The sequence below is a fragment of the Pseudomonas sp. 13B_2.1_Bac1 genome, assembly GCF_025466155.1.
In the GTDB taxonomy this organism is placed as follows: domain Bacteria; phylum Pseudomonadota; class Gammaproteobacteria; order Pseudomonadales; family Pseudomonadaceae; genus Aquipseudomonas; species Aquipseudomonas aylmerensis.
On the sequence record NZ_JANLOH010000092.1, the window covers coordinates 1 to 22729 of the forward strand.

At 62.8% G+C, this 22729-nt stretch carries 18 protein-coding genes; 10 read left to right on the plus strand and 8 right to left on the minus strand.

Annotated elements, in window-relative coordinates:
- Positions 1–85 precede the first annotated feature (85 nt).
- From NTD80_RS22630 to dhaL, 4 genes are all read left to right on the plus strand, one after another.
- Entirely contained in the window at positions 86–841 is a 756-nt protein-coding gene (locus NTD80_RS22630) for an SDR family oxidoreductase (RefSeq protein WP_262135077.1), read from the plus strand.
- 26 nt (positions 842–867) lie between these two features.
- On the plus strand, positions 868–1983 hold the full coding sequence (locus NTD80_RS22635; RefSeq protein ID WP_065907723.1) for an MDR/zinc-dependent alcohol dehydrogenase-like family protein: 1116 nt from the start codon (positions 868–870) through the stop codon (positions 1981–1983).
- A gap of 69 nt (positions 1984–2052) precedes the next feature.
- A complete protein-coding gene (locus NTD80_RS22640; RefSeq protein WP_065907721.1) occupies positions 2053–3054 on the plus strand; it encodes a dihydroxyacetone kinase subunit DhaK in 1002 nt (333 codons plus the stop codon).
- 3 nt (positions 3055–3057) lie between these two features.
- A complete protein-coding gene (gene dhaL, locus NTD80_RS22645) occupies positions 3058–3705 on the plus strand; it encodes a dihydroxyacetone kinase subunit DhaL (protein ID WP_120448870.1) in 648 nt (215 codons plus the stop codon).
- Here the strand turns inward: dhaL and NTD80_RS22650 are convergent.
- Positions 3662–4558 carry a LysR family transcriptional regulator gene (locus NTD80_RS22650; protein WP_262135078.1) on the minus strand — a complete coding sequence of 299 codons (897 nt, stop codon included), beginning with the start codon at positions 4556–4558 and terminating at the stop codon, positions 3662–3664. The two genes, dhaL and NTD80_RS22650, sit on opposite strands and share 44 nt — an antisense overlap.
- A 103-nt stretch (positions 4559–4661) precedes the next feature.
- Between NTD80_RS22650 and NTD80_RS22655 the strand changes: the two genes are divergently transcribed.
- Together NTD80_RS22655 and NTD80_RS22660 are read left to right on the plus strand one after the other, a co-directional pair.
- A complete protein-coding gene (locus tag NTD80_RS22655; RefSeq protein ID WP_410017427.1) occupies positions 4662–5147 on the plus strand; it encodes a GlcG/HbpS family heme-binding protein in 486 nt (161 codons plus the stop codon).
- Positions 5144–6676, plus strand: a complete 1533-nt coding sequence (locus NTD80_RS22660; protein WP_262135079.1) for an MFS transporter — start codon at positions 5144–5146, stop codon at positions 6674–6676. The genes NTD80_RS22655 and NTD80_RS22660 overlap by 4 nt, the downstream gene beginning before the upstream one ends.
- A gap of 114 nt (positions 6677–6790) precedes the next feature.
- On the opposite strand, the gene sohB is transcribed toward NTD80_RS22660, so the two are convergent.
- Positions 6791–7816, minus strand: coding sequence for a protease SohB (gene sohB / locus NTD80_RS22665; RefSeq protein ID WP_064451952.1), 1026 nt, complete (start codon positions 7814–7816; stop codon positions 6791–6793).
- A gap of 193 nt (positions 7817–8009) precedes the next feature.
- Here sohB and NTD80_RS22670 point away from each other — a divergent pair, with 193 nt between their 5' ends.
- Positions 8010–8720 carry a histidine phosphatase family protein gene (locus NTD80_RS22670; RefSeq protein ID WP_065907710.1) on the plus strand — a complete coding sequence of 237 codons (711 nt, stop codon included), beginning with the start codon at positions 8010–8012 and terminating at the stop codon, positions 8718–8720.
- Positions 8721–8776: 56 nt separating this feature from the next.
- Positions 8777–9091 carry an SCP2 sterol-binding domain-containing protein gene (locus NTD80_RS22675; protein WP_262135081.1) on the plus strand — a complete coding sequence of 105 codons (315 nt, stop codon included), beginning with the start codon at positions 8777–8779 and terminating at the stop codon, positions 9089–9091.
- A gap of 62 nt (positions 9092–9153) precedes the next feature.
- On the opposite strand, the gene NTD80_RS22680 is transcribed toward NTD80_RS22675, so the two are convergent.
- The 3 genes from NTD80_RS22680 to NTD80_RS22690 form a co-directional block, all read right to left on the minus strand.
- Complete coding sequence (locus NTD80_RS22680) at positions 9154–9747, minus strand: hypothetical protein (RefSeq protein WP_262135083.1); 594 nt, start codon at positions 9745–9747, stop codon at positions 9154–9156.
- A gap of 211 nt (positions 9748–9958) precedes the next feature.
- Positions 9959–12595, minus strand: a complete 2637-nt coding sequence (locus NTD80_RS22685; RefSeq protein WP_262135084.1) for an MGH1-like glycoside hydrolase domain-containing protein — start codon at positions 12593–12595, stop codon at positions 9959–9961.
- 69 nt (positions 12596–12664) lie between these two features.
- On the minus strand, positions 12665–14074 hold the full coding sequence (locus NTD80_RS22690; RefSeq protein ID WP_262135085.1) for an OprD family porin: 1410 nt from the start codon (positions 14072–14074) through the stop codon (positions 12665–12667).
- A gap of 289 nt (positions 14075–14363) precedes the next feature.
- Here NTD80_RS22690 and NTD80_RS22695 point away from each other — a divergent pair, with 289 nt between their 5' ends.
- Complete coding sequence (locus tag NTD80_RS22695) at positions 14364–15740, plus strand: VOC family protein (protein ID WP_262135086.1); 1377 nt, start codon at positions 14364–14366, stop codon at positions 15738–15740.
- 153 nt (positions 15741–15893) lie between these two features.
- Here the strand turns inward: NTD80_RS22695 and NTD80_RS22700 are convergent, their stop codons facing one another.
- Positions 15894–16118, minus strand: a complete 225-nt coding sequence (locus NTD80_RS22700) for a DUF465 domain-containing protein (RefSeq protein WP_065907703.1) — start codon at positions 16116–16118, stop codon at positions 15894–15896.
- Between the two features lie 174 nt (positions 16119–16292).
- On the opposite strand from NTD80_RS22700, the gene tkt reads away from it, so the two are divergent.
- Positions 16293–18350 carry a transketolase gene (gene tkt, locus NTD80_RS22705; protein WP_201144997.1) on the plus strand — a complete coding sequence of 686 codons (2058 nt, stop codon included), beginning with the start codon at positions 16293–16295 and terminating at the stop codon, positions 18348–18350.
- A gap of 38 nt (positions 18351–18388) precedes the next feature.
- Here the strand turns inward: tkt and uvrA are convergent, their stop codons facing one another.
- Together uvrA and NTD80_RS22715 are read right to left on the minus strand one after the other, a co-directional pair.
- Positions 18389–20905 (minus strand): excinuclease ABC subunit UvrA, encoded by a 2517-nt coding sequence (uvrA, locus tag NTD80_RS22710; protein WP_262135087.1) that lies wholly within the window; start codon positions 20903–20905, stop codon positions 18389–18391.
- A gap of 8 nt (positions 20906–20913) precedes the next feature.
- Positions 20914–22614: an ATP-binding protein gene (locus NTD80_RS22715; RefSeq protein WP_262135088.1), complete on the minus strand. Its 1701-nt coding sequence runs from the start codon at positions 22612–22614 to the stop codon at positions 20914–20916.
- Between the last annotated feature and the right edge of the window lie 115 nt (positions 22615–22729).

The following is a 22729-nucleotide window of genomic DNA, read 5'->3' on the forward strand; positions in this document are numbered from 1 at the left end:
ACAACACCGGACCCGCACCCCCCCCCACCCCCGCCACCCCAGCTCCCACATTGGATCTCCAGCGCTTTCGATAGAGGAGTCATGCATGTCTGGATTCTGGAACCAAGCCTTCGACCTCACCGGCCGGTGCGCAGTGATCACCGGTGGCGCCGCCGGGATCGGCCTGGCCTGCGCCACCCTGCTGGCGGAACGCGGCGCCCGCGTGGCGTTGCTCGACCGCGCCCCCGCCGTGGCTGAAGTGGCCGCCAGCCTAGGCGCCGGGCACTTGGGCATTGCCGTTGATCTCAGCCAGATCGGCCAGATACAAACCACCGTCGATAGCGTATTCGAACACTTCCAACGCCTTGATTACCTGATCAACAGCGCCGGCGTGGCGCTCCTGGACAAGGCTATTGATGTCAGCGAAAGCGCGTGGGACACCACCCTGGACATCAACCTCAAGGCGAGCTTTTTTGTCGCCCAGGCCTGCGCCAAGCACATGCTCGCCAACGGCGGCGGGCGCATCGTCAACCTTGCTTCGCAGGCTGCCGTGATTGGCCTGGACCGCCACGTCGCCTACTGCGCGAGCAAAGCGGCCATTGTCGGCATGACCAAGGTATTGGCGATGGAATGGGCGCCGCACATCAACGTCAACGCCATCTCCCCGACCATCGTCGAGACCGCGCTGGGCAAAAAAGCCTGGGCCGGTGAAGTCGGCGAAAAAGCCAAATTGCAGATCCCGGCGGGCCGTTTTGCCCAGCCGGAGGAAATCGCCGGGCTGGCGTTGTACCTGCTCAGCGACGCCGCGCAGATGGTCACCGGCGCCAACATGGTGATCGACGGCGGCTACAGCATTCAGTAATTCATTTTTTGTCGTGAGGTTTTGTCATGTCCACCGTCACCGAACGCACCCCCGAACAACTGTCACCGGTCATCCCGAAAACCATGCAGGCCGTGGTCTGTCACGGCCCTGAAGATTACCGCCTGGAAACCGTCGACGTGCCCACGCCCGGCCCCGACGAGATTCTTACCAAAGTCGAGCTGTGCGGCATCTGCATGGGCGATATCAAGACCTATCGCGGCGCCCCCTCGTTCTGGGGTGACGCCGAGCAACCCCGCTATGTGAAACCGCCGATGATTCCCGGCCATGAATTCGTCTGCCGTGTGGTTGCCCTGGGCCCTGGCGCGGAGAAACGTGGCGTGGCGGTCGGCGACCGGGTGATCTCCGAGCAGATCGTGCCGTGCTGGGGCTGTCGCTTCTGCAACCACGGCCAATACTGGATGTGCCAGAAGCATGACCTCTATGGCTTCCAGAACAATGTGCAGGGCGCCATGGCCCAGTACATGATCTTTACCAAGGAAGGCATCATCCACAAAGTGCCAGACTCCATCGCCCCCGACGAAGCAATACTGATCGAACCGTTGGCGTGTTCGCTGCACGCGGCGGAACGCGCGAATGTGGATTTCGACGATGTGGTGGTGGTCGCAGGTGCGGGCACCCTGGGCCTGGGGATCATCGGCGCGGTGCGCATGCGCAATCCGAAAAAGCTCATCGTGCTGGACATGAAGCCCGAACGCGCTGCCCTTGCCTTGCGCATGGGCGCCGACGAGGTGTGGAACCCGGCCGAGGTCGATGTACTGGCGAAGATCCGCGAGATCACCGAGGGCTACGGTTGCGACATTTACATCGAGGCCACCGGGCACCACAAGGCCGTGAACCAGGGCCTGGCGATGCTGCGCAAGCTGGGGCGTTTCGTCGAGTTCAGCGTGTTCAATGACGAAGCCACGGTGGACTGGTCGATCATTGGCGACCGCAAGGAACTGGACGTGCTGGGCTCGCACCTGGGCCCGTACATGTACCCGCGCGCCATCGACTTCATCGGCAACCGCAAGATCGACATGCGCGACGTGGTGACCCACAAGTTTGCGCTGGCAGACTTCAAGGAAGCGTTCGCAGTGATGGAGCGCGGCGACAAATCGCTGAAGGTAGTCCTGGAACCCTGACCCACAGGCGAACACGCCCTGGTGTTGATCCATGTTGCCCACTAGAACAAGAGCACAGGAACCCGCGTTATGAATCGAGTCATCAACGATCCGGACCAAGTGGTCGAGGACATGCTGCGCGGTATTCTGGTCGCGCACCCCGAACTGCGCCAATACGAGGCCAACCCTCGGGTCATCGTCAAGGCCAGGCCTTCGGCCCAAGGCAGCGTCGGCATTGTCACCGGCGGCGGCTCGGGGCATGAACCGGCCTTTCTCGGTTATGTCGGCCCAGGCCTGGTGGATGCGGTAGCCGTCGGCGAGATCTTCTCCTCGCCCACCGCCAAGAGTTTTTTCGACGCGTTCCGCGCCGCTGACCAGGGCGCCGGCGTAGCCTGCCTCTACGGCAACTATGCCGGCGATAACATGAACGTGAAGCTGGCGATGAAAATGGCCGCCAGCAAAGACATGCGTATCCGCACCGTGGTCGCCAACGATGACGTGGCATCCGCGCCCAAGGCCGACATTGCCAAGCGCCGTGGCGTGGCCGGGGAGATCTTCATGTGGAAGATCGGCGGCGCCGCTGCGGCCCAGCACTACGACCTGGACGGGGTGATCCGGGTCGCGCAGAAAACCGTCGACCACTGCCGCTCGATTGGTATCGGCCTCACACCGTGCACCATTGCCGCAGTGGGCAAGCCGAACTTCCAGATCCCCGACGGCCAGATGGAACTGGGCATCGGCCATCATGGCGAACCGGGTATCGAAGTGGTTCCGATCGAACCGGCCGCAGCCATGGCCGAACGCATGCTCGCGCCGATCCTCGCCGACCGTGACTTCAGCCAGGACGACAGCGTGGTGGTGCTGGTCTCGGGCCTGGGCGCCACGCCGGTCATGGAGTTGTATATTTTCTATGCCGAGGTCGAAAAACAGCTCAAGGCCAAAGGCTTGAAGATTCACCGCTGCTATGTCGGCAACTACTTCACGTCCCTTGAGATGATGGGCGTGACCCTGACCTTGCTCGGCCTCGACGCCGAGTTGAAAACCCTGATCGACCAACCCTGCCGTTCCATCGGCATGACCCAGGCGGAGTGAACCATGAGCCAGCATTTTTCCACCCGTGACGGCAGCGCCATCGTCGCCGACCTGGTCAGCGTGATCGTGGCCAACCGCGAATACCTCAGCGAAGTCGACGGTGCCATTGGCGATGGCGACCATGGCATCAACATGGCCAAGGGGTTCGCCCATTGCGGGCGCACCATCGAAGGCCGCCAACTGACCCTGGCCGAAGCACTCGACGAACTGACCCTCAGCCTGATGGAAGGCATCGGCGGCTCCATGGGCCCACTGTACGGCAGCCTGTTCATTGGCATGGCCGATGAAGTGCGCAACAGCGACGACATCGACGCCGCAACCTTTGCTCATTTGCTGCGCGGCGGCTTGACCTCGTTGCAGGACATTACCGAAGCGGGTGTGGGCGACAAGTGCCTGATGGATACCTTGATCCCGGCCGTCGAAGCCTTTGAGCGGGCGCATGCCTCGGGGGCCGCCTTCAGCGACGCACTGGACGCGATGAAAGCCGCCGCATCACAGGGCCGCGATTCGACCAAGGACCTGGTGGCGAAGATCGGCCGCGCCAGTCGCCTGGGCGAACGCTCCCTCGGCGTGCTGGATGCCGGGGCCGTGTCGTGCTGCCTGATCCTTACGCGCCTGGCCGATTCGGTACAGCCGCGACTGTCTGCTTGACCTGCTGGATGTACCGCGCCACCGCCGGCGCTTTTTCGAAGCGCCGGTGAATCAGCGACAGCCACGACGACGCGTCACTGCCCTGGATGCTGCGGTACACCACGCCTGGCAAACTCACATGCCCGACCATTGACGCCGGCACCACCGCCACGCCCTGCCCGAGTGACACCAGCGCCACCACCGCCACCAATCCGCCGGGCTGCGGCCCGAGGCGCAGTGCATAGCCGCCTTGCGCCGCCACCTGCAAGGTACCGCTGATTTGCTCCGGCAAGATGAACGTCTCGTTTTGCAGGTGCTCGCAACCGATGGCCTTCAGCCCCAGCAGCCAGGAGTCCTGCGGCAGCGCCAATACAAACCCTTCACTGTCCAGGCGTACCGCCTCGACACCCTCCGGCAGGGTCATGGGCGAGCGGATATAGCCGATATCGACACGTCCATCCGCTACCGCGCCAGGCAACGACGCCATCGCACATTCGCGCACGTTCACGCTGACATCCGGAAATACCTGGCTGAACGCCTGGATTTGCCGCTGCAACAGGCCCGAATACACCGCCGACGCCACATAGCCCAATTCGATATGACCGATCTCGCCACGGCCGGCGCGCTGGGCATTGCGCTGGGCGAACTCGAACTGGCGCACGGTCGCCTCGGCCTCGATCAACAGCGCCGCACCCGCCTCGGTGAGGCTGACTTCGCGTTGCTGGCGGACAAACAGGCGCGTGCCCAGGGTCGCCTCCATGTCCTGGATTTGCCGACTCAGCGTCGGCGGTGCAATGCCCAACTGCTCCGCCGCGCGGGTGAAGTTTCGGTGCCGGGCAACCGCCAGGAAATAGCGGAAATGACGTATTTCCATCGCAGGATTAGCTCAAAGGTAATGAAGATCACACTGGCACCTAATAAAGCTACGGTGGACCGAAGATAAGCTAGGCGCACGCTCACAGTAGAGAGACCCGCTTATGTTAGTCAAATCGCTGGTACTGGTATTGACCGGCCTGAGCCTCGCCCCCGCGGCGATGGCGAACGAACCACCCGCCAGCGTTGCCCACAAGGCAACACTGCCCCTGGCCACGGCCCAGCAGATTGCGGCGCAGGCACGTAAAGTCGCCGCGGATAACGGTTGGCCCTGCGCGCTGGCAATTGTCGACGACGGCGGCTGGCCGATTCTCACCACGCGCATGGACGGTGCGCCGGTAGTCGCCGGGATCGAGTTGGCCCAAGGCAAGGCGCGCACCTCGGCGCTGTTCAAACGGCCTTCGGCCGACCTCGAAAATGCCATCAACGGTGGGCGCCCGGCGGCCGTCACAGCCGGCCTGCTGATGATGAAAGGCGCGCTGCCGATCATCCTCGAAGGCCAGGTCGTGGGCGCCCTCGGCATCAGCGCCGACACCCCGGCCCACGATGAACAGATTGCCCAGGCGGCGCTGGCGGCGGTGCAGCCATGAGCACCGCCAGCCCACGGTTTACCTTGCTGACCGCCTCCGGGGTCTGTTCGCTGATTGTGCTCGACACCAACATCGTCGCCGTGACCCTGCCGAGCATCGCCCGCGACCTGGGGGCGAACTTTGCCGATATCGAATGGGTGGTCAGCGCCTACATGCTCGCGTTCGCCGCCCTGCTGTTGCCAGCCGGCAGCATCGCCGACCGCTTTGGTCGCAAGAAGACCCTGGTCTGGGGCCTGGGGATTTTCATCCTGGCCTCTCTCGGCTGCGGCGCGGCGCCCACTGCGCTGTGGCTGGATATCGCGCGGGCCGTCAAAGGTGTCGGCGCAGCCCTGCTGTTGACCTCGGCGCTGGCCTCCATCGGCCACACCTTCCACGACGAGGTCGAGCGCGCCAAGGCCTGGGCCTTCTGGGGCGCCTGCATGGGCGTGGCGATGACCGCCGCGCCGACGCTGGGCGGCCTGATCACCGAATACCTGGGCTGGCGCTGGATCTTCTACCTCAACCTGCCCGTGGGCCTGGTGTTGATGAGCCTGGTGCTGCGCGCCATTCCAGAGTCGCGTGACACACAGTCTGCACGCCTCGACCCGTGGGGCAGCCTGACCTTCAGCGCAAGCTTGCTGTGTTTGATCTGGGGCCTGATCGAGGCCAACCGCATCGGCTGGGACAACCCGCTGACCTATGCGCGGCTACTGGGCGGCGCAGCCTTGCTGGCTGCATTTGTCCTCGTCGAACGCCTGCAACAACGGCCGATGGTCGACCTGCAACTGTTCCGGCATCCGCGCTTCATCGGCGCGCTGCTGGGGATGTTTGCCTATGCCGGCTGCGCCCAGGTGATGATGACGCTGCTGCCGTTCTACCTGCAGAACGGCCTGGGCTTTTCCGCGATTGCTTCAGGGCTGGGCATGCTGCCCTTTGCCCTGACGATGTTGATCTGCCCAAGGATTGGCGCACGCCTGGCCAGCCGTTTTACCCCGTCGACGATGATGGCGACGGGACTCGCGTTGGTCGGCAGCGGCAATTTGCTGAGCGCCTGGGCGGTGAACATCGGTGGTTACCTGCCCTTCGCCCTGGCCATTGCGGTCACGGGCGCCGGAGCGGGCCTGCTGAATGGCGACACGCAAAAAAACATCATGGCCTGCGTGCCACGAGACCGTGCCGGCATGGCCTCGGGCATGAGCACTACCATGCGTTTCAGCGCGATCATGCTGGCGATTGGCGTGTACGGGGCATTGCTGAGCAGCCACAGCGAGCAACTGCTGCGTGCGAGTCTCGACAGCCAGTGGCAGGCGCAGCTAGCGGGAATTGCCTCGCGGGTGGTGGCCGGGGACATGCCGGCGGCGATGGGCTTGTTGCCGCAGACGGCACGGGCGGTGGCACAACCACTGGCGCGGCAGGCGTTTGTCGGCGGGTTCGGCGCGGTGCTGTGGGTGGCAGGGTTGTTGGGCCTGCTGGGCGCGTTGGTGGTGGGGATGCTGATGCGAAAGCCGATTCCTGTGGTGCAACAGGCCCGCGTGCTAACGCAGAACTGAATGTGGGAGCGGGCTTGCCCGCGATGGCGCCAGTTCAGTCGGTAGAGGTATCGACTGGTACATCGCTATCGCGGGCAAGCCCGCTCCCACAGGGGAATTACCCAAATTTCGGCGTTACCAGAAACGCTGCTGGGTCAACCGGCTCCACCAGGTCAGCAGCACACGGTCCACCGAGCCGCTTGCCGCCAGGCCCACTCGCTCTTGCAGGCTCTTGCGCTCGGCGTAGTGCAGGTGGAATACCTCGGCGGTCTTGGCCTTGGTAGCCAGGTATTCGTCGCTGGTCTGCAGCTCGTCGACCAGTTGCTTGTCCAACGCTGCAACACCCAGCCACACTTCTCCGGTCGCCACCTCATCAATCGCCAATTGCGGGCGATAGCGCGAGACGAAGTTCTTGAACAGTTGATGGGTGATGTCCAGATCTTCCTGGAACTTCTCGCGGCCCTTCTCGGTGTTTTCGCCAAACACCGTGAGGGTGCGCTTGTACTCACCGGCGGTCAGTACTTCAAAGTCGATGTCGTGTTTCTTCAGCAGGCGATTGACGTTGGGCAACTGCGCCACCACGCCGATGGAGCCGAGGATCGCGAACGGTGCGCTGATGATCTTCTCGCCGATGCACGCCATCATGTAGCCGCCGCTGGCCGCGACCTTGTCGATGCACACGGTCAATGGCACGCCCGCCTGACGGATACGCGCCAGTTGCGACGACGCCAGGCCATAGCTGTGGACCATGCCGCCGCCGCTTTCCAGGCGCAGCACCACTTCGTCCTTCGGGGTGGCCAGGCTCAGCAAGGCAGTGATTTCGTGGCGCAGGCTCTCGGTGGCCGAGGCCTTGATGTCGCCGTCGAAATCCAGCACGAACACCCGTGGCTTGGCCTCGGGTTTCTTCTTGCCTTTCTTCTTTTCGGTCTTGCTCTCGGACTTGCGCAGGGCCTTGAGCTGGTCCTTGTCGAGCAGGCTCGACTCCAGGCGCTCGCGCAGGCCCTTGTAGAAATCATTCAGTTTGCTGACCTGCAGCTGTCCGGCGGATTTGCGACGGCCTTTGCTGCGCAGCGCCGCGAAGCTGATCAATACCACCAGAATAGCGACCACCAGGGTGACGGTCTTCGCCAGGAAACTCGCGTATTCGGCCAAAAAATCCATGTGACTCCTTACAAGTGCAGTGCGCCAGGCGCGGATTGCCCCAGCATACCGGCGGCACCGCGTTCGGGCCAGTGATCAAACCGCCAGTAAGCGGCCTCTAACGAGCTTTTAAAACAAGCGTATGTTTTTTCATTGACAGCTCCCTGGCATCCTCATAACCTCGCCAGACTTTCAACGTACCGGGAAAACGGACGTGGGCAGCATCTATCTGATTCGACATGGCCAGGCCTCCTTCGGTGCAGACGACTATGACGTCCTGTCGCCCGTCGGCGTGGAACAAGCGCAAGTGCTCGGGCGCCACCTGGCGGACCTGGGCCTGGTGTTCGACCGCTGCGTGGCGGGCGACCTGCGCCGCCAGCAGCACACCGCCACGGCCGCCTTCGATCAGTACAGCGCCCTCGGCCTGCCGGTACCGGCTCTGGAAATCGACAGCGCCTTCAACGAATTCGACGCCGACGCGATTATCCGCGCCCTGCTTCCCGACCTGCTCACCACCGAACCCGAAGCCCTGGAGATCCTGCGCAACGCCGCGCAGAACCGCAGCGAATTCCAGCGCATCTTCGCCCTGATCATCGAGCGCTGGCTGGCCGGCACCTATGATCCGCCGGGCCTGGAAAGCTGGCTGGGCTTCGTCGAACGGGTCCAGGGTGGCCTGCAACGCATTCTGGAAGCGGCGGACAACGCACAGAAGATTGCAGTGTTCACCTCCGGCGGCACCATCACCGCCCTGCTCCACCTGATAACCCGAATGCCGGCGGCCCAGGCCTTCGAACTGAACTGGCAAATTGTTAACACCTCGCTCAACCAGCTGAAATTCCGTGGTCGCGAGGTGGCACTGGCTTCCTTCAACAGTCATACCCACTTGCAACTGTTGAAGGCGCCGCAGCTCATCACGTTCCGATGAACTGCGGCCAACCGTGACCCCAAGGTCACTGGACTCTACCCTAAAGGATCGAAACCATGACTGACGTAGCCAAAGCTGTAGAAGCAATGAAAGCCAAATTCAACCCAGCCGCTGCTGACGGCCTGGACCTGGTGTTCGGTTTCCGTATCGACGACACCCAGAACTTCTCGCTGGTGGTCAAGAACAAAACCTGCGAACTGCTGGAAGGCGAAAACCCTGACGCCCAAGTGACCCTGGTCACCGACGGCGAAACCATGGAAGGCATCGTCAGCGGCGACACCGACGGCATGCAGGCCTTCATGAGCGGCAAGCTGCGCACCGAAGGCGACATGATGCTGGCCATGAAACTGAGCGAGCTGTTCCCGGCCTGATAAGCCCGCGCTCAAAAAAATCCCGCCTTTCGGCGGGATTTTTCGTTCAGCCAGCCTCCCGGTCAGCGGGTGTTGGCGTCATCCATTTCTTCGAACGTGTCCATGTACGCAGGGTCATTACCATCGTTTTCACGAATCACACGCCCTTCATACTCGGCGGTGATTTCACCGGTATTCACGTCAAGCCCAACCACGATCACCAGCTTGTATTTGCCCACTTGCAAGTACATGTCATAGAGGTCCCGGGGTTCATCGGGCAGCATAAAAAAGCTGTAGCTGTAACGTACGCGCTTGGTTAACACGGGCCACTGTGCTTCAAACGCGCGGGGATCGAAGGATGGGAGCACATCGCCGATTCCACGCAGCGCGGCCTCGACCAGTTGGTCATTGTCCTTGGCTTTGAAGACCACCGGATGAGTGCGAGTCATCGTCCGCATCGGGTTGGGAACAATATCCGTTTCAAGGCGGTACATGCCGCTGCTGAACCATTTTGTCGCATCGAAGGTGTCGTCACCTTTCTCGCAATCGCGGCAATGCATCATCAGCGGCGCCGCAGCGCTTTCCCGGGGATACAGTGAAGTGATCAACATTGCGCAGGTGATCAGCAGTGCCCCCAATAGGCCTGCACTGCAAACCCGCGCGATAACATTCGCCATCGTCTACATCCTTGTCTGAAGGGGTGGCGAATTTACCTGATTCAGACCTTTCGGTGGCGGGATTTTTGCCTGCCATTTCGCAAGCCATGGAGTTTCAATGTGGGCACTGGCTGGCCTGCGGAAGCGGTGGACCCGACAACCTTGATGCAGGCAGTGCCGACGCCATCGCAGGCAAGCCAGCTCCCACAGAAAAGCAGATCAGTGGCGCAGCCTAGATTTTCGGCTGCAGCAGCAACGCCACCAACGCACTCCACCCCGTCTGGTGCGACGCCCCCAACCCCCGCCCGGTTTCGCCATGGAAATACTCATGGAACAACACCAGGTCGCGACTGGCCGGGTCTGCTTCCAATTGCGCATAGCCCGCCATCGAAGGGCGCAGGCCATCTTCATCGCGCAAAAACAAGCGCGTGAGACGTTGACTGAGGCTGTCGGCCACTTCTTCAAGGGACGCCAGATAACCGCTGCCCGTCGGGTACTCCACGGAGAAGTTATCCGCGTAGTAGCGGTGAAACTCGCGCAGCGATTCGATCAGCATGTAGTTCACCGGCATCCACAGCGGCCCGCGCCAGTTGGAGTTGCCGCCGTAAAGGCGCGAATCGGATTCGCCAGGCTGGTAGCGCGCGCACAAGGTGTCGCCATTCATCTTCAGCCCCAGCGGCTGCTCGGCGAAGGCCTTGGACAAGGAGCGCACACCAAACGCCGAGAGAAACTCGTTGTCATCGAGCATGCGCCGCAGCAAGTCCTTGGTGCGCTCGCCCCGCAACAAAGCCAGCAACAGGCGATTGCCCTGCCCCGGTTCGTTCCAGCGCGACACCAGCTTGGCCAGGTCCGGTCGGTGGTGCATGAAGCCCAGCAGGCGCTCGCGCAGACCTTCAAGGCCCTCATGCTCGCGCTGCTCCAGCACCAGCACCGCGAACAAAGGCATCAGGCCGACAATCGAACGCAGGCGTACCGGCTCGCTCTGGCCATCGGGACGGTGCAGCACGTCGTAGAAAAACCGGTCCTGCTCGTCCCACAGCCCTTCGGCGCTGTCATCGACCCGGTTGATCGCGCCGGCGATATAGAGGAAATGCTCGAAGAACTTCACCGCGATATCGACATAGACGACGTTGCGCTTGGCCAACTCCAGCCCGATGCGCATCAGGTCCAGTGCATATGCTGCGACCCACGCCGTACCGTCGGCCTGGTCCAGTTGATAGCCCGGCGGCAACGCGGCCGAGCGGTCGAACAAGGCGATATTGTCCAGGCCGAGGAAACCGCCCTGGAACAGGTTGCGCCCCTCGGCGTCCTTGCGGTTGACCCACCAGGAAAAATTCAGCAGCAGCTTGTGGAAGATTCGCTCGAGGAAATCCATATCGCCGACGCCGGTCAGCGCCTTGTCCTGCTGATACACACGCCAACTGGCCCAGGCATGCACCGGCGGATTGGCATCATCGAACCGCCACTCATAGGCCGGCAGCTGGCCATTGGGGTGCATGAACCGGTCTTTTACCAGCAGCAGCAATTGTTGCTTGGCATACCCGGGATCAATCAGCGCAAAGGCCACGGCCTGGAAGCCCTGGTCCCAGGAGGCGTACCACGGGTATTCCCAGGTGTCGGGCATGGAGAGAATGTCGAAGTTGGACAGGTGCCGCCAATGGGTATTGCGAAAATGCAGGCGTTCGGGCGGCGGCGCAGGCTGGGCCGGGTCTCCGTCGAGCCACTGGTTCACATCAAAATAGTACAGCTGCTTGGACCACAGCAATCCGGCCAGCGCCTGGCGCTGCACATTGCGCGCGTCGTCATCGGCGATGCCGTGCTGCAAGGCGGCGTAGAACTCATCCGTCTCCTGGCGGCGCAAGTCGAACAGCTTGCGCGCATTGACCTCGGGCGCGTCCGTCGGGGCAAAACGCAGGTACAGGGTTTTATGCTCAAGGCCTGCGAGTTCGAGGCTAAACCGCGCGGCGACCTTGGTGCCGGCGTCGCGGCGAATCGCCGTGGCAACGCCGTCCACCACGTAATCGTTGATGCCATCCTTGAACGGCCCCGCAGTCGGTTGCCCGTCGAGCTTGGGAAAGTTGGTCTGGTTTTCGCAGAACAGCCATTCCACCCCCTCCTGGCCCCAGGCGCTGAGATGGCGATCGTCGAGTTCGTGATGCCGGGCCAGTACCCGATCAGTGTCCAGCGTCAACGCTGGCTTGGGCGCGTCGAAGGTCCAGCTCCAGTCATTGCGCGCCCACAGTTGCGGCAATACCTGCAAGCGGGTTGGCTGTTCGGAGCGGTTGTGGACGGTGACGCGCATGAAGATGTCGTCGGGCGCGTGCTTGGCGTATTCGACGCTGATGTCGCAGTAACGGTTGTCTTCGAACACGCCGGTATCGAGGATTTCATACTCGGCATCGTCCAACCCGCGGCGCCCGTTCTCGGCGGTCAGGTCAGCGTAGGGAAAGGCTGCGTGCGGGTATTTGTAGAGCATGCGCATGTAGGCATGGCTCGGTACGCCATCGACGAAAAAGTACAGTTCCTTGACGTCTTCACCGTGGTTGCCCTCGGCGTTATTCAGGCCGAACAGGCGTTCCTTGAGGATCGTGTCGCGCTCGTTCCACAAGGCCAGGCCCAGGCACCAGCGTTGCGCCTTGTCACTGAAGCCGGCAAGCCCATCTTCGCCCCAGCGGTAGGCGCGGCTGCGTGCATGTTCATGGGGGAAGTAGGTCCAGGCATCGCCATCGGCGCTGTAGTCTTCGCGCACCGTGCCCCATTGGCGTTCGCTCAGATAGGGGCCCCACTCGCGCCAACGTTCGGCATCCGGCGTCGCCTGGCGTTGGCCTTCAATCGTGTCCAGTATTCGGGTGTTGGGTGTGGCCGTCATTGGGTCCTCCATCGCCTACCAGGTGAGGAGCAGTGTAGAACCCAATGACGCCCGGGTGCACATGAAGACTTAGAAGATCGCGTACGTGTAGTTGAAGATCAGGCGCGTCTGGTCCTGGCCGGCGGTGCCGGTGTTTTTGCCGTGGTAGGTACCGGTACGGAAGGTGGTACCGAAGCCTTTCAGAGGACCGGCCTGCACAACGTAGTCCAGGCGGAAGTCGGTTTCGTTTTCTTTCTGGTCCGGACCACCGGCCACCTTCGACTTGATGTCCGAGCCGTCCAGGTACGCCACGGACGCCTTCAGGCCCGGTACATAAGCCTTGAAGTCATACGAGTACTGACCGAAGTTGACCTGCTCGCCGGCACGCGAGAACTGGCCGACCACGGCGTCGGTGAACAGGTAGAAGTCGCTGCCGCCGGCGCCTTGCGCGTGCGGGTCGGCGATGCTGCCCTGGTTGACCCAGACAAAACCGCCATCGTCACCCACGCCAATGTGGCCCAGCATCAGGCTGCTGCCGCCCAACTGGTAGGTGAAGGCGGCACTGTAGGTTTTGTTGTCGACTTCGTTGGCGTGCTTGGCGTAACCGCCGTTGTTGTTGAACTGGTAGCCGCTCTCGCCGTTCTTGCCGTCGCTGGTGCTGTCGAAGTAGCGCAGGTCGGTCTTGAACGACTGGTCATTGCCCAGCGGCAGCACGTGGACCAGGCCGAAGTAGTTCTGTTTGTAGAAGTCTTGCAGTTGGGCGTAGTAGTACTGCAACGTCAGGTTTTTCGCGACGACGTTGTCGGAAGAACCAAACGGCTTGTAGTCCAACCCACCGAACTTGAAGCTGTCGCTGTCGCGCTGGCCACCGGCAACGCTCAAGCCTGTGGAGTTGCTGGAGGCACGGCCTTCGGCGCGGTTCAATTCACCACCGGTGAACGTCACGTTGGGAATGTCGCTGGAGGTGAGGATGCCACCGTCAAAGGTCTGCGGTGCCACGCGGCTGTCGTTGGAGACCAGGATCGGCAACACCGGCGCCAAGCCACCCCCGACGTGCAACTCGGTCTGGGAAATGCGGAACTTCACGTTACCGGCCGCACGACCAAAGGAATCGGCCGGCTCGGTGCCGTTGTTCTTGGTCGGGAAGAAACTGTTGCCATTACCCGACAGGCCAGGGCCTGCGGTGTGGCCATCGCCGCCGTCCAGGCGCAGCGCGCCGAAGGCCATGACGTCGAAACCGACACCCAGGGTGCCTTGGGTGTAGCCGGATTTATAGTCAAAGCGCAGCAATGTCGCGGCTTCACGCAGATCGTTGTTGGTCCCCGAGCGGTTATCCGCGCTGTAGTACATGGTCCGCGAACTGACGGCGGCGTGGCTGTCTTCGAGAAAGCCGCTGTGACCGTTGCCCGTGCCCAGCGAACCGAGCCCGAAATCATCAGCCAATGCGTGTTGTGCAAGAACGGCGGCGGTGATGGATAACGCCAGTGTAGAAATTTTCATTAACGACGGCCCCTAAACATATTTTTATGTGTGCGATGTGCGAAACGACGTTTTCATCCTTGCAAACGTGACGATTCTTTCATGGCGGACGGGGCTGACTCCGTGAAGAATTAGTTAGGAAAGGCTCGGAAAAATGAAATTTCCAGCCGGCCGTTTTTTGTCATATTCGCGTCATCTCATTCATTTGCAGAATGAAGTCCAGAGGAATCTTCGTTTGCAACCTCACCTGCAGCTCAACAAAATCCAGCGAACGGTCACCTTCATCGGCAAAGCCATCAGGAATTTTTCTATGCACACCAGCGCACATGTCAGCCCCGACGAGATCCGCAAGGGCTTTTCCAAGGCCATGTCCGATATGTACCGAGATGAAGTTCCGCTGTATGGGGCGCTGATGGAGCTGGTGGCCGAGACCAATACCCGCGTATTCGAGCGCGAACCGGCCCTGGCGCAACAGCTGCAGCGCACCGGGGAAATCCAGCGCCTGGACCAGGAGCGTCACGGCGCCATCCGCCTGGGCACTGCTGCGGAGCTGGCGACCATCAGCCGCCTGTTTGCGGTGATGGGCATGCAACCGGTGGGCTACTACGACCTGACGCCCGCCGGCGTGCCGGTGCATTCCACGGCGTTTCGCGCGGTACATGAAAGCGCGCTGCAAACCAGCCCGTTTCGCGTATTCACCTCGCTGCTGCGCCTGGAGCTGATCGAAAGTCCTGAGCTGCGCGCCTTCGCCGAAGCGGCCCTGGCCAAGCGGGCGATCTTTACCCCCGGCGCCCTCGCACTGATCGAACAAGCGGAGCAGGACGGCGGCCTCGACGCCAACGATGCGCAGGCCTTCATCCGCCAGGCCCTGGAGACCTTTCGCTGGCACCACACCGCCACCGTCACCGCCGCGCAGTACCAGCAACTCAGCGACCAGCACCGCCTGATCGCCGACGTAGTGGCCTTCAAGGGCCCGCACATCAACCACCTGACCCCGCGCACGCTGGACATCGACCAGGTGCAGGCCGCCATGCCCGGCAAGGGCATCACCCCCAAGGCCGTGATCGAAGGCCCACCCCGCCGCCGTTGCCCGATCCTGCTGCGCCAGACCAGCTTCAAGGCCCTCGACGAACCCATCGCCTTCACCGACGCCCAAGGCAGTCACAGCGCGCGCTTCGGTGAAATCGAACAACGCGGCGTCGCCCTCACCCCCAAGGGCCGTGCGCTGTACGACCAACTGCTGAACGCCGCTCGCGACGCACTCGGCGCTTTCCCCAATGAGGGCAACGCCGCACGCTATATGCAATTGATGGAGCAACACTTCCAGGCCTTCCCGGATGACCACGCGCAGATGCGCGAACACGACCTGGCGTACTTCCGCTACTTCGCCACGGACAAGGGCCTGGCGGCACGCGGCCACGCTGATCAGCCGCGTACGCTGCCAGCGCTGATCGCGGCCGGTCATGTGGACGTGGAACCGTTGGTGTACGAGGATTTCCTGCCAGTGAGTGCGGCGGGGATATTTCAGTCAAACCTGGGGGACGCGGCGCAGAGCCACTACGCAGCCAATTCGAACAAGGCCGAGTTCGAGAAGGCGCTGGGGCGCCAGACAATCGATGAATTGCAGCTGTACGGCGAGACGCAGAAGCGCTCTATCGATGACTGCACCCGCGCGCTGCTGGGATAAAAAGACCGAGTGCCCACCCGGCTCACCAGCGCCGTCCTGGCGCCGCAACAGTCCCCAGAGCCGGGTGGGCGGTCGGCATCATAAGCAGCGAAGTGGAAGATGTCCCTCAGACAATTCTGAACAAAAATTACCGTTTCGTTGCAAGCGCACGGCTTATCCCAGCCGCCCCACGATCTCATCTTTGACCAACAAGCGTTTCTTCTTCAGCTTCTCCACGTCCTCATCGCTGGCACTGGCAGACTCCGCCTTCAGCACCGCGGCGTCGGCTGCGTCGTATTGACTGAACAGCGAGTCCAGGCGTTTGTCGCTGGCCCTGCGTTCGTGAACGACTTCCTTGGTAAAACCCAAGTCCTGGTATAGGTCGTGTTTCACTGGCATGGCGTACCTCCGCAAGTTGATCAATGGCTACAGCCTTGAAGCTAGCCCATTCCAAGGGGTCTTGTCATGTCCGGGGTCAAACCATCCCCGTTCGTCGCAACGCCGGCGATGCGATCAAACCTTTGCCGTGCCCTGCCCTCCACTGTAGATCGCACCCTGAGGGAGACCGGTTTCATGACTCACGCTGCCACTGCTGTCGACACCCAATGCATCAATACTATTCGCACCCTGGCCATGGACGCTGTGCAGAAGGCCAATTCCGGCCATCCGGGGACGCCCATGGGCCTGGCGCCGGTGGGGTATACGTTGTGGAGCCGCTTCCTGCGCTACCACCCGGACCATCCCGACTGGCCCAACCGCGACCGCTTCGTGCTATCGGTGGGGCATGCGTCGATGCTGCTGTATTCGCTGTTGCACCTGGCCGGCGTGGTCGAGATCGATGCGCATGGCAAGCGCTCGGGGCAACCGGCGATCAGCCTGGACGACATCAAGCAGTTCCGGCAAATGAGCTCCAAGACCCCGGGCCATCCCGAGTACCGCATGACCACCGGCGTGGAAACCACCACCGGCCCCCTCGGCCAGGGCTGCGCCAACAGTGTCGGCATGGCCATGGCCGAACGCTGGCTGGGCCAACGCTTCAACCGCGATGGCAAGGTGTTGTTCGACTACAACGTCTACACCCTGTGCGGTGACGGCGACATGATGGAAGGCATCAGCAGCGAAGCCGCCTCGATGGCCGGGCACTTGAAGCTGGATAACCTGTGCTGGATCTACGACAACAACACCATCAGCATCGAAGGCCATACCGAACTGGCCTTCAGCGAAGACGTGATCAAGCGCTTCCAGGCCTATGGCTGGCACACCTTGCACGTGACCGACGCAAATGACTTGCAGGCCTTGAGCACCGCCCTGGAGACCTTCAAGGCCAACACCGGCGCACCGACCCTGATCGTGGTCGACAGCGTGATCGGCTACGGCTCGCCCCACAAGCACAACACTGCCGCCGCGCATGGCGAGCCGTTGGGCGACGAGGAAATCCGCCTGACCAAGGCCGCGTACGGCTGGCCGCAGGATTCCAGTTTCCTGGTGCCCGATGAAGCGCGCACAGTGCTGCGTGATGCGCTGCTGGAGCGCAGCCGGCCACTGTATGACGCCTGGAAGCAGCACCTGACGCACCTGGAGCAATATGAGCCGGAGCTGGCCGATGAACTGCAGCGCATGCGCGCCGGTGAAATGCCCGAGCATTGGCAGGACGGCTTGCCCAGCTTCGACACCGATGCCAAGGGAGTAGCCAGCCGCGCCGCCGGTGGTGAAGTGCTGAACGCGTTCGCCCAGCAGATCCCGTGGTTGCTCGGTGGCTCGGCGGACTTGTCGCCCTCGACCAAGACCAACCTCACCTTCGACGGTGCCGGACGTTTCAGCGCCGACGACTACAGCGGGCGCAACCTGCATTTCGGCATCCGCGAGCATGCGATGGGCGCGATTGCCAATGGCATGGCGCTGTCTTATCTGCGGCCGTACACCTCGACGTTCCTGGTGTTCAGTGACTACATGAAACCGCCGATCCGCCTGGCAGCGATCATGGAGCTACCGGTGGTGTTCGTGTTCACCCACGACTCGATTGGCGTCGGCGAGGACGGGCCGACGCACCAGCCCATCGAGCATTTGACCCAACTGCGCGCCACACCGGGGTTGCTCACCCTGCGCCCAGGCGATGCGAATGAAACCCTCGAACTGTGGAAAGTCGCCCTGGCACAAACCCATCGTCCGAGTTGCGTGGTGTTGTCGCGCCAGCCGCTGCCGACGCTGGATCGGTCAAAGTACGCGCCTGCATCCGGAGCGGCCAAGGGCGCGTATGTGCTGGCCGGGGCTGAGCAGCCCAAAGTCCTGCTGTTGGCGACGGGCAGCGAAGTCAGCCTGGCGGTGGCGGCCTATGAGCAGCTCAAGGCTGAGGGGATCGCCGCGCAAGTGGTCTCGATGCCGAGCTGGGAACTGTTTGAAGAGCAGGACCAGGCCTACCGCGACAGTGTATTGCCGCCCGCCGTGAAAGCACGCGTCGTGGTCGAACAGGCAGGCCCGCTGGGTTGGGACCGCTATGTCGGCCAGACCGGCGCCAAGGTAGTGATGAACAGCTTCGGCGCGTCGGCGCCGTTGGCGAAGCTGCAGGAGAAGTTTGGCTTTACCGTGGAGAATGTGGTGAAGCAGGCCAAGCAACAGATCCAGCAAGCCTGACACGCAAGGCGCCCGGCTTGCCGGGCGCCTACAGGGGGTCAGAGCTCCTTGGCAAGGAAGGCGGCGGTGCGGCTTTTCCTGCTTTTCGCGACCTTCTGCGGCGTGCCGCTGGCAACCACCTTGCCGCCCAAATCCCCGGCCCCGGGCCCGATATCAATCACCCAGTCACTCTGGGCCACCACGCGCATTTCATGCTCCACCACGACCACCGTATGCCCCGCGTCCACCAGATGGTTCAACTGGCTCAGCAGGCGGTCGACATCCCGTGGGTGCAAGCCGGTTGTCGGCTCATCCAGCACATATAACGTGGCGCCGCGCGCATTGCGTTGCAGCTCGGTGGCTAGCTTGATGCGCTGCGCTTCACCCCCCGACAGCTCGGTCGCCGGCTGGCCCAGGCGCAGGTAGCCCAGGCCGATATCGCGCAGTACTTGCAATGAGCGCAGTACGCCAGGCTCCTCGGCAAACACCTCTACCGCCTGTTCTACCGTGAGCCCCAGCACCTGGGCGATGCTCAGGCCTTGCCATTCGATCGCCAAGGTCTCGGGGTTGTAGCGCGCGCCGTGGCAGGTCGGGCATGGCGCGTACACGCTGGGCATGAACAGCAATTCAACGCTGACAAAACCCTCGCCTTCGCAGTTCGGGCAACGGCCCTTGGCGACATTGAAGGAGAACTGCCCGGCATCGTAATGGCGTTTCTTCGCCGCCGGAGTGGCCGCGAACAGTTTGCGCACGTGGTCGAACAATCCGGTGTAGGTCGCCAGGTTGGAACGCGGCGTGCGGCCGATGGGTTTCTGGTCGACCTGCACCAGGCGGCGGATCTGCTCCAGCCCGGCACTGATGCGCCCGCCGCTGGTTTGCGGTGCATCGTCTTCCAGGCTTGGCTCCTCGTCGGTCTCCACCCGGCTGCCGAGGCCGCCACTCACCAGCTCCAGCAATGCCTGGCTGACCAGGCTGGATTTGCCCGAGCCGGAGATGCCCGTCACCGCCGTGAAACAGCCCAGCGGAAACTCCACCGCCAGGTCCTTGAGGTTATTGCGCGTCACGCCTTCAAGCTGCAACCAGCCGCTGGGCTGGCGTTGCGCTGCGCTCGACGGGCGCCGTGCGGCGAACAGGTAGTCACGGGTCTGCGAGGCCTCGACCTTGGCCAAACCCGCCGGTGGCCCGCTGTACAGCACGTGGCCGCCATGCTCGCCGGCCGCCGGGCCGACGTCGATCAGCCAGTCGGCGCGGCGCATGGTTTCCAGGTCGTGTTCCACCACAAACAGCGAATTGCCCGCCGCCTTCAAGCGATCCAGCGCAGTGAACAGTGCTTCGCCATCCGCCGGGTGCAAGCCCGCCGAGGGTTCGTCCAGCACATAGATCACACCGAACAACTGCGAGCCCAGTTGCGTGGCCAGGCGCAGGCGCTGCAACTCGCCGGACGACAACGTCGGCGTGCTGCGCTCCAGGGACAGATAACCCAGCCCCAAGTCGGTCAAGGTACTCACGCGTTCGAGCAAATCCTGGGCAATGCGCTGGGCGGCCAGGCGCTTTTCCACCGACAGCTTCATCGTGTCCTGCCCCGCCGCTACCGGGCGCAGCACTTCGGCCAGCTGGGTCAGCGAACGTTGCGACAATTCACCGATATCCAGCCCGGCAAACTTCACCGACAGCGCGGCCTTGGTCAGGCGCTTGCCTTCGCACAGCGGGCAGGCACTGCCCTGCATGAACTGTGACACGCGTTTTTTCATCAGCGCGCTTTGGGTATGGGTGAAGGTGTGCAGGATATAGCGCCGCGCGCCGCTGAACGTGCCCTGGTAACTCGGCTCCAGTTTGCGTTTCAACGCCTCGCGGGTCTGCTGTGGGGTGAAGCCGGCGTACACCGGCACGGTGGGGGTTTCTTCGGTGAAGAGGATCCAGTCGCGCTGCTTTTTCGGCAGGTCGCGCCATGGAATGTCGACGTCATAGCCGAGGGTCACCAGGATGTCGCGCAGGTTCTGGCCCTGCCACGCCAGCGGCCACGACGCCACGGCGCGCTGGCGGATGGTCAACGAAGGGTCCGGCACCATCAGCGCCTCGGTTACCTCGTACACCCGACCCAGGCCATGGCATTGCGGGCACGCGCCCTGCGGCAGATTCGGTGAGAAATCCTCGGCATACAGCATCGCCTGGCCCGCCGGATAGCTGCCGGCGCGCGAGTACAGCATGCGGATCAGGCTCGACAAGGTCGTGACGCTGCCCACCGAGGACCGCGCGCTCGGCGTGCCGCGCTGCTGTTGCAGGGCCACGGCCGGAGGCAGGCCTTCGATGGAGTCCACATCCGGCACGCCGACCTGATCGATCAGTCGCCGCGCATACGGCGCCACCGATTCGAAATAACGCCGCTGGGCCTCGGCATACACCGTGGAAAACGCCAGCGACGACTTGCCCGAGCCGGACACGCCGGTGAACACCACCAAGGCATCGCGCGGGATGTCCACATCGACGTTCTGCAGGTTGTGTTCGCGGGCGCCGCGCACCCGGACGAAGCCTGGTCGCTGGGCAGTGAGGGCGGGGATGTCGCGCTGTGAAGTCATGGTCAACCTTATCGAGCGGTGAGCACGCTGCGCACCCGTTGCGCCAGGGCTTCGGGGCTGTAGGGCTTGCTCAGCAGATGAATGTCGGGGCTCAGCAGGTGATTCCCGGAAAGAATGTCGCGGGTGTGCCCGGAGGTGAACAGCACCGCGATCGGTGGCTCCTGGGCGCGGGCCCAGTTGGCCAGGTCGGTGCTCTTGACCCGGCCGGGCATCACGACATCGGTGAAGATCAGATCGGGCAGCACGCCCGACTGCAGCATGTGCATCGCCTGGTCGCCGTCTTCGGCGGTGAGTACGGTGTAGCCCGCCTGCTCGAGCAGCTCGACGACCGTCACGCGCACGTCTTCGTTGTCTTCGACCACCAGCACCGTCTCATGCCCGTTGGCCGGCAGCACCGGTTCGGCGTGGGTGTCCTGGCTCTCTTCACCCAGGTTGCGCGGGAAATACATCTGCACCACGGTGCCCTTGCCCTCTTCGCTCCACACGTCGACATGCCCGCCGCTCTGGCGCACGAAGCCGAACACCATGCTCAAGCCAAGGCCGGTGCCGTGGCCACTGCGCTTGGTGGTGAAGAACGGTTCGAACACCCGCGCCAGGATCGCCGGCGGCATGCCCACGCCGATATCCGTGACCGCCAGGCGCACATACTCGCCCGGCTTGATGCTTTTACCCACGCACTCGGCAGGGTTGAGAATGATATTTTCGCCGGTGATGCGAATCACGCCCTCGCCCTGCATGGCATCACGGGCATTGATCGCCAGGTTGAGCAGCGCGTTTTCCAACTGGTTGCGGTCGACATTGATGCACCAGGAATCCTGGGGCAATTGCACGTCGATATGGATGGTCTCGCCCAGCGCGCGCTGCAGCAGCTCGCCCAGGCCTGCGTAGATGCGCTGCGGGTTGTACACCGCCGGCGACAACGGTTGGCGCCGCGCGAAGGCGAGCAGTTGCGAGGACAGCTTGGCGCCCCGCTCCACCGCCGCAATGGCCGCCGTGACGCGGCGCTGTACCTGGGGATTGTCCGGCTCATGACGGGCCAGCAGGTGCAGGTTGCCGGCGATCACTTGCAAAAGGTTGTTGAAGTCGTGGGCGACGCCGCCGGTCAGTCCGCCGATGGCTTCGAGCTTTTGCGCTTGGCGCAGTTGCTCTTCGGCGGCGGAACGCGCCTGCACTTCGGCGGCGACGCGTTGCTCCAGGTTATGCGTGAGTTCCTGGCGCACTCGTTCGGATTTCACGTGCTCGGTGGTCTCGTTCACGATCACCAGGACCCCGGCAGGTTGCTGGTGGTCATCGGCGATGGGGCTGTAGGTCAGGTCCATCCAGACCTCTTCCGGCACGCCGTTACGCAGCAACTCCAACGGAAAATTGCGGTAGGACAAGGTGCCGCCCGCCAGGCACGTATCCAGCACATGCCGGTTGAAATCGGCGACCTCAGGCCAGCCCAGTTCCACCGCCGTGCCCAGCAGGTAGGGATGCCGGCCGCCGGCAAACACCGAATAGCTGTCGTTGTAAATCATGTAGCCCGCCGCTCCCCACAGCATCACCATCGGCATGGGCGAGGCCAGCAGCATCTGCACGCTGCTGCTCAGGCTGCAAGGCCATTTCTCAATCGGCCCAAGCTCGGTCGAAGACCAGTCGAAGGCGCGGATCCGCTGGGCCATTTCACCGCCCCAACCTTCACAACCGTGGGTATTGGATAAAAACTGCATGGTGGGCTCTTGGCGAACGGATGGGTGAATGGGTGGGGCGATAGCCGTGATAAAACCTTGGAGCCCGGCAGCCGTGAAACGTTTCATTGCATATAACGTATCCGCAGCGGCGGCG

What these genes read in the sequence shown, in the direction of transcription:
- NTD80_RS22630 (WP_262135077.1), top strand. Translation starts at nt 86, where the DNA reads ATGTCTGGATTCTGGAACCAAGCCTTCGACCTCACCGGCCGGTGCGCA.
- NTD80_RS22635 (WP_065907723.1), top strand. Translation starts at nt 868, where the DNA reads ATGTCCACCGTCACCGAACGCACCCCCGAACAACTGTCACCGGTCATC.
- NTD80_RS22640 (WP_065907721.1), top strand. Translation starts at nt 2,053, where the DNA reads ATGAATCGAGTCATCAACGATCCGGACCAAGTGGTCGAGGACATGCTG.
- dhaL (WP_120448870.1), top strand. Translation starts at nt 3,058, where the DNA reads ATGAGCCAGCATTTTTCCACCCGTGACGGCAGCGCCATCGTCGCCGAC.
- NTD80_RS22650 (WP_262135078.1), bottom strand. Translation starts at nt 4,558, where the DNA reads ATGGAAATACGTCATTTCCGCTATTTCCTGGCGGTTGCCCGGCACCGA.
- NTD80_RS22655 (WP_410017427.1), top strand. Translation starts at nt 4,662, where the DNA reads ATGTTAGTCAAATCGCTGGTACTGGTATTGACCGGCCTGAGCCTCGCC.
- NTD80_RS22660 (WP_262135079.1), top strand. Translation starts at nt 5,144, where the DNA reads ATGAGCACCGCCAGCCCACGGTTTACCTTGCTGACCGCCTCCGGGGTC.
- sohB (WP_064451952.1), bottom strand. Translation starts at nt 7,816, where the DNA reads ATGGATTTTTTGGCCGAATACGCGAGTTTCCTGGCGAAGACCGTCACC.
- NTD80_RS22675 (WP_262135081.1), top strand. Translation starts at nt 8,777, where the DNA reads ATGACTGACGTAGCCAAAGCTGTAGAAGCAATGAAAGCCAAATTCAAC.
- NTD80_RS22680 (WP_262135083.1), bottom strand. Translation starts at nt 9,747, where the DNA reads ATGGCGAATGTTATCGCGCGGGTTTGCAGTGCAGGCCTATTGGGGGCA.
- NTD80_RS22685 (WP_262135084.1), bottom strand. Translation starts at nt 12,595, where the DNA reads ATGACGGCCACACCCAACACCCGAATACTGGACACGATTGAAGGCCAA.
- NTD80_RS22690 (WP_262135085.1), bottom strand. Translation starts at nt 14,074, where the DNA reads ATGAAAATTTCTACACTGGCGTTATCCATCACCGCCGCCGTTCTTGCA.
- NTD80_RS22695 (WP_262135086.1), top strand. Translation starts at nt 14,364, where the DNA reads ATGCACACCAGCGCACATGTCAGCCCCGACGAGATCCGCAAGGGCTTT.
- NTD80_RS22700 (WP_065907703.1), bottom strand. Translation starts at nt 16,118, where the DNA reads ATGCCAGTGAAACACGACCTATACCAGGACTTGGGTTTTACCAAGGAA.
- tkt (WP_201144997.1), top strand. Translation starts at nt 16,293, where the DNA reads ATGACTCACGCTGCCACTGCTGTCGACACCCAATGCATCAATACTATT.
- uvrA (WP_262135087.1), bottom strand. Translation starts at nt 20,905, where the DNA reads ATGACTTCACAGCGCGACATCCCCGCCCTCACTGCCCAGCGACCAGGC.
- NTD80_RS22715 (WP_262135088.1), bottom strand. Translation starts at nt 22,614, where the DNA reads ATGCAGTTTTTATCCAATACCCACGGTTGTGAAGGTTGGGGCGGTGAA.